This window comes from Salmonella sp. A1325, assembly GCF_056991255.1.
Map to the genome: position 1 here is coordinate 43270 of NZ_JAMLWO010000016.1, position 6187 is coordinate 49456.

Sequence of the window (6187 nt, forward strand, 5' to 3'; positions counted from 1 at the left end):
CTGCCGGTAGCGGAGATGAATGCTTAACTGAGAATACAATAATGGATAAATTTCGTGTACAGGGGCCAACGACGCTCCAGGGCGAAGTCACAATTTCCGGCGCCAAAAACGCCGCGCTGCCGATCCTGTTCGCCGCTCTGCTGGCAGAAGAACCGGTAGAGATCCAAAACGTCCCAAAACTGAAAGACGTGGATACGTCGATGAAGCTCCTGAGCCAATTAGGCGCGAAAGTGGAACGCAATGGATCGGTACACATTGACGCCAGCCAGGTGAACGTGTTCTGCGCGCCTTATGATCTGGTTAAGACCATGCGCGCCTCGATATGGGCGCTGGGGCCGCTGGTTGCCCGTTTTGGTCAGGGACAAGTCTCTCTGCCGGGGGGCTGTACTATCGGCGCGCGTCCGGTTGATCTGCATATTACCGGTCTGGAACAACTGGGTGCGACCATCAAGCTGGAAGAGGGCTACGTAAAGGCCTCCGTCGAAGGGCGTCTTAAAGGGGCGCATATCGTGATGGATAAGGTCAGCGTCGGCGCGACCGTCACCATTATGTGCGCCGCCACGCTGGCGGAAGGGACGACCATCATTGAAAACGCCGCGCGCGAGCCGGAAATTGTCGACACCGCTAACTTCCTGGTTACGCTGGGGGCGAAGATCGCCGGGCAGGGCACCGATCGTATTACGATCGAGGGCGTAGAGCGTCTGGGCGGCGGCGTTTATCGTGTGCTGCCGGATCGTATCGAAACGGGGACTTTCCTGGTGGCGGCAGCGATCTCTCGCGGCAAAATCCTCTGCCGTAACGCGCAACCGGACACTCTGGACGCGGTACTGGCGAAACTGCGCGATGCTGGCGCGGATATCGAAGTGGGCGAGGACTGGATTAGTCTGGACATGCACGGCAAACGACCGAAGGCGGTCAATGTCCGTACCGCGCCGCACCCGGCATTCCCGACCGATATGCAGGCGCAGTTCACGTTGCTGAACCTGGTGGCGGAAGGGACGGGCTTTATCACTGAAACCGTCTTTGAAAACCGTTTTATGCACGTGCCTGAACTCAGTCGCATGGGCGCGCGTGCGGAAATTGAAAGCAATACCGTCATATGCCATGGCGTAGAAACGCTCTCTGGCGCCCAGGTCATGGCGACAGATCTGCGGGCATCTGCGAGCCTGGTGCTGGCGGGCTGTATTGCGGAAGGCACGACGATTGTGGATCGCATTTATCACATCGATCGCGGTTATGAGCGCATCGAAGACAAACTGCGCGCGCTAGGCGCGAATATTGAACGCGTGAAAGGCGAATAACCTTCTGTACGCTGAATAACCCCCGCGAACGCGATGCGGGGGTTGTTTTACAGGCACTTACTCTACATTCTGTTTGTTTTTATTACGCGCTCTCATAAGCCGCGTTCTGTCGATAAACTCATGCGTGCGCGGATCGTGATAACGCGATGGCCAAATAACCCAGGGTTCCGTTCCCAATGCTTTCGCGATAATCAACTCTCCTTTCGGCCACGGGCGCGTTAATGCATTGGCCAGCGTGGATGAACTCAATCCATTCCGACGTGACTCAGCGGCCATTGAAGTCCCTTTTTTACGTAGTCCGGCAATGATATCGGCCGGATGCCAGTCAATAAGCTTGCTTTCCATACATCCATCACTCCTTAGGTTAATCACTTACGGTTTTAACAACCCGACGACGTTCGATACTATAACGCTTCGTGAAAGAATGTTCTAAAAAGTTCATGTAAGTGGCAGCAATATTCAGAATATGCCAGGGGAAGCCCTATATGGCTATATGAAAAGACAGGGAACAAAGTATCTGGAGTTTATTGGAACTTAATGGGATATCCCGCGTAGTACGCGGGATAAGAGAACGGCATTAACGATCGCGCTGCACCGCGATGTGTGCGAGACCGATTAGCGCCTCACGCCATGGGGTATCCGGCAATATCTGCAACGCGGATATCGCTTTGTCGGCTTCTTCTTCCGCTCGCTGACGCGTCCATTCCAGCGAGCCGCAGGTGGTCATCGCTTCCAGAACCGGTTCCAGAAGATGACGGCCATTACCTTGTTCAATAGCGGTACGGATCATCGCTGACTGTTCTGGCGTACCGTGGCGCATGGCGTGAAGCAACGGTAAGGTGGGTTTGCCCTCATTGAGGTCATCACCCACATTTTTACCGAGATGCTCGCCGTCGGCGCTGTAATCCAGCAGATCGTCAATGAGCTGGAAAGCCGTACCAAGGTAGCGGCCATAGTCCTGCAACCCTTTCTCTTGCTCAGGCGTACAACCGGCAAGAATACCGGAGCACTGGGCGGCGGCTTCGAACAGACGCGCCGTTTTACTGTAAATCACCCGCATGTAATTTTCTTCGGTAATGTCCGGGTCATTCACGTTCATCAATTGCAGCACTTCACCTTCTGCAATCACGTTGACCGCTTCCGACATCACTTCCAGCACTTTTAACGAGCCGAGGCTGGTCATCATCTGGAAGGCGCGGGTATAGATAAAGTCGCCGACCAGCACGCTGGCGGCATTACCGAAAGCGGCATTTGCCGTCGCTTTGCCGCGACGCATATCGGATTCATCCACCACATCATCATGTAGCAGCGTCGCCGTGTGGATAAACTCGATCAGAGCGGCGATAGTCACGTGCGCGTTACCCTGATAACCCACCGCACGCGCGGCAAGAACGGCAATCATCGGACGAATGCGTTTTCCGCCGCCGCTAATAATGTAATATCCTAGCTGATTAATCAGTTGAACGTCGGAATTAAGCTGTTCAAGGATTGTCGCATTGACACCCGCCATATCTTGCGCGGTTAACTCGTTGATTTTTTCTAAATTCATCGCAAAAGCCGGGCTTATCGCCCCGATTATCCCATGTCTGAATGAGGTAACGTAGGGTTTATGGTTAGAAATATACCCTGATTGTACTGAAAAAACGCCGCAGATAAACGTTACCGTATGCGTTGTGTTTTTTTTCTTCATGTATTGATGGTAGCACTTGTCAAAGCCGTGCAATTTGCGTAATATTCGCGCCCTATTGTGAATATTTATAGCGCGCTCTGAATCATTGAAAGATGTGCGCGGAAGCGGAGTTTTTTATGTACGCGGTTTTCCAAAGTGGTGGTAAACAACACCGAGTAAGCGAAGGTCAGACCGTTCGCCTGGAAAAGCTGGACATCGCAACTGGCGAAACTATCGAGTTCGCTGAAGTTCTGATGATCGCAAACGGTGAAGAAGTCAAAATCGGCGTTCCTTTCGTTGATGGCGGCGTAATCAAAGCTGAAGTTGTTGCCCACGGTCGTGGCGAGAAAGTTAAAATCGTTAAGTTTCGTCGCCGTAAACACTACCGTAAGCAGCAGGGCCATCGTCAGTGGTTCACTGATGTGAAAATTACCGGCATCAGCGCTTAAGATTAGGGGAGCAGATTAAATGGCACATAAAAAGGCTGGCGGCTCGACTCGTAACGGTCGCGATTCTGAAGCTAAACGTCTGGGCGTAAAACGCTTTGGCGGTGAAGCAGTTCTGGCAGGCAGCATCATCGTTCGTCAACGTGGTACTAAATTCCACGCTGGCACCAACGTTGGTTGCGGTCGTGACCACACTCTGTTTGCTAAAGCAGACGGTAAAGTGAAATTCGAAGTTAAAGGCCCGAAAAACCGTAAATACATCAGCATCGTTGCTGAGTAAGTTTTTTGTGGTCCGGTAACGGATGAAAGCCCCGCACCTGTTGCGGGGCTTTTTACATTCGATGGCCGACTAAAATATACCCGTGTGGCTGTGTGAATGCCGTTAACGGGTCTTTGCAGGGAACACGGCATGAAGCAGCAGGCAGGCATTGGCATTCTTTTAGCGCTCACTACCGCGATGTGCTGGGGAGCGTTGCCAATAGCAATGAAGCAAGTGCTGGAGGTGATGGAGCCTTCAACCATTGTCTTCTACCGCTTCTTAATGGCCAGTATTGGCCTCGGGGCGATACTGGCAGTAAAAAGAAAGCTGCCGCCGCTGCGTATTTTTCGTAAGCCGCGCTGGTTGGTGTTATTGGCGATAGCGACCTGCGGACTGTTCGGTAATTTCATTTTGTTCAGTTCTTCCCTGCAATATTTAAGCCCAACCGCGTCGCAGGTTATCGGCCAGCTCTCGCCGGTTGGCATGATGGTCGCCAGCGTCTTTATTCTGAAAGAAAAGATGCGCGGTACGCAGGTGATTGGCGCGCTGATGTTATTGAGCGGGCTGGTGATGTTTTTTAACACCAGTCTGATCGAGATTTTTACCCGACTGACCGACTACACCTGGGGCGTTATTTTTGGCGTAGGCGCGGCGATGGTGTGGGTGAGCTATGGCGTGGCGCAAAAAGTATTATTGCGACGTCTGGCCTCGCAGCAGATCCTGTTTTTACTGTACACTTTATGTACGATAGCGCTCTTGCCGCTGGCAAAACCGATGGTGATAGCGCAACTGAGCGACTGGCAGCTCGCCTGTTTGATTTTCTGCGGGCTAAATACGCTGGTAGGATATGGCGCCCTGGCGGAAGCGATGGCGCGTTGGCAGGCGGCGCAGGTGAGCGCGATAATCACGCTTACACCGCTATTTACCCTGCTGTTTTCAGATCTTTTATCTATGGCCTGGCCCGATTTCTTCGCCAGACCGATGTTAAACCTTTTAGGTTATCTCGGTGCGTTTGTCGTGGTTGCGGGCGCGATGTATTCCGCCATTGGTCATCGTATTTGGGGCGGTTTACGTAAGCATGAAACGGTGGTTTCGCAACCCCGCTCAGGCGAATGATTTACGGAGAATAAAATGAAGTTTGTTGATGAAGCATCGATTCTGGTCGTTGCAGGCGATGGCGGTAATGGCTGTGTGAGCTTCCGCCGCGAAAAATATATCCCGAAAGGCGGCCCGGACGGCGGTGATGGCGGCGACGGCGGCGACGTCTGGATGGAAGCCGATGAAAACCTGAATACGCTGATCGATTACCGCTTTGAAAAATCGTTCCGCGCTGAACGTGGTCAGAATGGCGCGAGCCGCGACTGTACCGGTAAACGCGGTAAAGACGTGACCATTAAAGTGCCGGTCGGTACGCGCGTTATCGACCAGGGAACCGGTGAAACGATGGGCGACATGACCAAACACGGTCAGCGTCTGTTGGTCGCGAAGGGCGGCTGGCATGGGTTAGGCAATACCCGTTTTAAATCCTCGGTTAACCGTACGCCGCGCCAGAAAACCAATGGTACGCCGGGCGATAAGCGCGACCTGCTGCTGGAACTGATGCTGCTGGCGGATGTCGGGATGCTGGGGATGCCAAACGCCGGTAAATCAACGTTCATTCGCGCGGTATCGGCAGCAAAACCGAAAGTCGCGGACTATCCGTTTACCACGCTGGTGCCGAGCCTGGGCGTGGTACGTATGGACAGCGAAAAGAGTTTTGTGGTGGCTGACATTCCGGGGTTGATCGAAGGCGCGGCGGAAGGCGCGGGCCTGGGGATTCGCTTCCTGAAGCACCTCGAACGTTGCCGCGTACTGCTGCACCTCATTGATATCGATCCGATCGACGGTTCCGATCCGGTGGAAAACGCCCGTATCATTATTGGCGAACTGGAAAAATACAGCCAGGATCTGGCGGCTAAACCGCGCTGGTTAGTGTTCAACAAGATCGATCTGATGGATAAAACCGAAGCGGAAGAGAAAGCGAAAGCGATCGCCGAAGCGTTGGGCTGGGAAGGGAAATACTATCTGATTTCCGCCGCCAGTCAGCTGGGGGTGAAAGATCTCTGCTGGGATGTGATGACCTTTATCATCGAGAATCCGATCGCGCAGGCTGAAGAAGCAAAACAGCCGGAAAAAGTCGAGTTCATGTGGGACGATTATCATCGCCAGCAGTTGGCTGAAGTGGAAGAAGACGCAGACGATGACTGGGATGACGACTGGGATGAAGACGACGAAGAAGGCGTCGAGTTCATCTACAAACGTTAATCTCGTAGTCGGATGGCGCTTACGCTTATCCGGCCTACAAAAGCCAACGGGCCGCATTTGCGGCCCGTTTTATTGTCTATGGAAAACCCCCAGCTAGGCTGGGGGTTCCGGAAAGCTTTCAGCTTTAAGCTAGTTATTAAAACCCCTTTTGATTTGTTAAAACATCTTGCGGTCTGGCAACTGCAAAAGTTCAACAAGAAATCAAAAG

8 protein-coding genes are annotated in these 6187 nt (G+C 53.0%); 6 read left to right on the forward strand and 2 right to left on the reverse strand.

The window, feature by feature from the left end; genetic code table 11:
- Positions 1–41 precede the first annotated feature (41 nt).
- On the forward strand, positions 42–1301 hold the full coding sequence (murA, locus tag NAZ64_RS21335; RefSeq protein ID WP_000357288.1) for a UDP-N-acetylglucosamine 1-carboxyvinyltransferase: 1260 nt from the start codon (positions 42–44) through the stop codon (positions 1299–1301).
- A 57-nt stretch (positions 1302–1358) separates the two neighbouring features.
- Here the strand turns inward: murA and sfsB are convergent, their stop codons facing one another.
- The gene (gene sfsB, locus NAZ64_RS21340; RefSeq protein WP_000444168.1) at positions 1359–1646 is read right to left on the reverse strand and encodes a DNA-binding transcriptional regulator SfsB; all 288 of its coding nucleotides are present in this window, start codon (positions 1644–1646) and stop codon (positions 1359–1361) included.
- Between the two features lie 232 nt (positions 1647–1878).
- Positions 1879–2850 (reverse strand): octaprenyl diphosphate synthase, encoded by a 972-nt coding sequence (gene ispB, locus NAZ64_RS21345; protein WP_001047354.1) that lies wholly within the window; start codon positions 2848–2850, stop codon positions 1879–1881.
- Between the two features lie 257 nt (positions 2851–3107).
- Here ispB and rplU point away from each other — a divergent pair, with 257 nt between their 5' ends.
- From rplU to NAZ64_RS21370, 5 genes are all read left to right on the forward strand, one after another.
- On the forward strand, positions 3108–3419 hold the full coding sequence (rplU, locus tag NAZ64_RS21350) for a 50S ribosomal protein L21 (RefSeq protein ID WP_000271396.1): 312 nt from the start codon (positions 3108–3110) through the stop codon (positions 3417–3419).
- A 19-nt stretch (positions 3420–3438) separates the two neighbouring features.
- Positions 3439–3696: a 50S ribosomal protein L27 gene (gene rpmA / locus NAZ64_RS21355; protein ID WP_000940593.1), complete on the forward strand. Its 258-nt coding sequence runs from the start codon at positions 3439–3441 to the stop codon at positions 3694–3696.
- Positions 3697–3825: 129 nt separating this feature from the next.
- The gene (locus tag NAZ64_RS21360; RefSeq protein ID WP_000813052.1) at positions 3826–4791 is read left to right on the forward strand and encodes a DMT family transporter; all 966 of its coding nucleotides are present in this window, start codon (positions 3826–3828) and stop codon (positions 4789–4791) included.
- Positions 4792–4806: 15 nt separating this feature from the next.
- On the forward strand, positions 4807–5979 hold the full coding sequence (cgtA, locus tag NAZ64_RS21365) for an Obg family GTPase CgtA (RefSeq protein ID WP_000673556.1): 1173 nt from the start codon (positions 4807–4809) through the stop codon (positions 5977–5979).
- 12 nt (positions 5980–5991) lie between these two features.
- On the forward strand, positions 5992–6187 hold a 196-nt coding region (locus NAZ64_RS21370), incomplete at its 3' end, for a hypothetical protein (protein WP_483641030.1).

Excerpts from the sequence above, each read along its gene's own strand:
- murA (WP_000357288.1), top strand. The coding sequence starts at position 42 with ATGGATAAATTTCGTGTACAGGGGCCAACGACGCTCCAGGGCGAAGTC.
- sfsB (WP_000444168.1), bottom strand. The coding sequence starts at position 1,646 with ATGGAAAGCAAGCTTATTGACTGGCATCCGGCCGATATCATTGCCGGA.
- ispB (WP_001047354.1), bottom strand. The coding sequence starts at position 2,850 with ATGAATTTAGAAAAAATCAACGAGTTAACCGCGCAAGATATGGCGGGT.
- rplU (WP_000271396.1), top strand. The coding sequence starts at position 3,108 with ATGTACGCGGTTTTCCAAAGTGGTGGTAAACAACACCGAGTAAGCGAA.
- rpmA (WP_000940593.1), top strand. The coding sequence starts at position 3,439 with ATGGCACATAAAAAGGCTGGCGGCTCGACTCGTAACGGTCGCGATTCT.
- NAZ64_RS21360 (WP_000813052.1), top strand. The coding sequence starts at position 3,826 with ATGAAGCAGCAGGCAGGCATTGGCATTCTTTTAGCGCTCACTACCGCG.
- cgtA (WP_000673556.1), top strand. The coding sequence starts at position 4,807 with ATGAAGTTTGTTGATGAAGCATCGATTCTGGTCGTTGCAGGCGATGGC.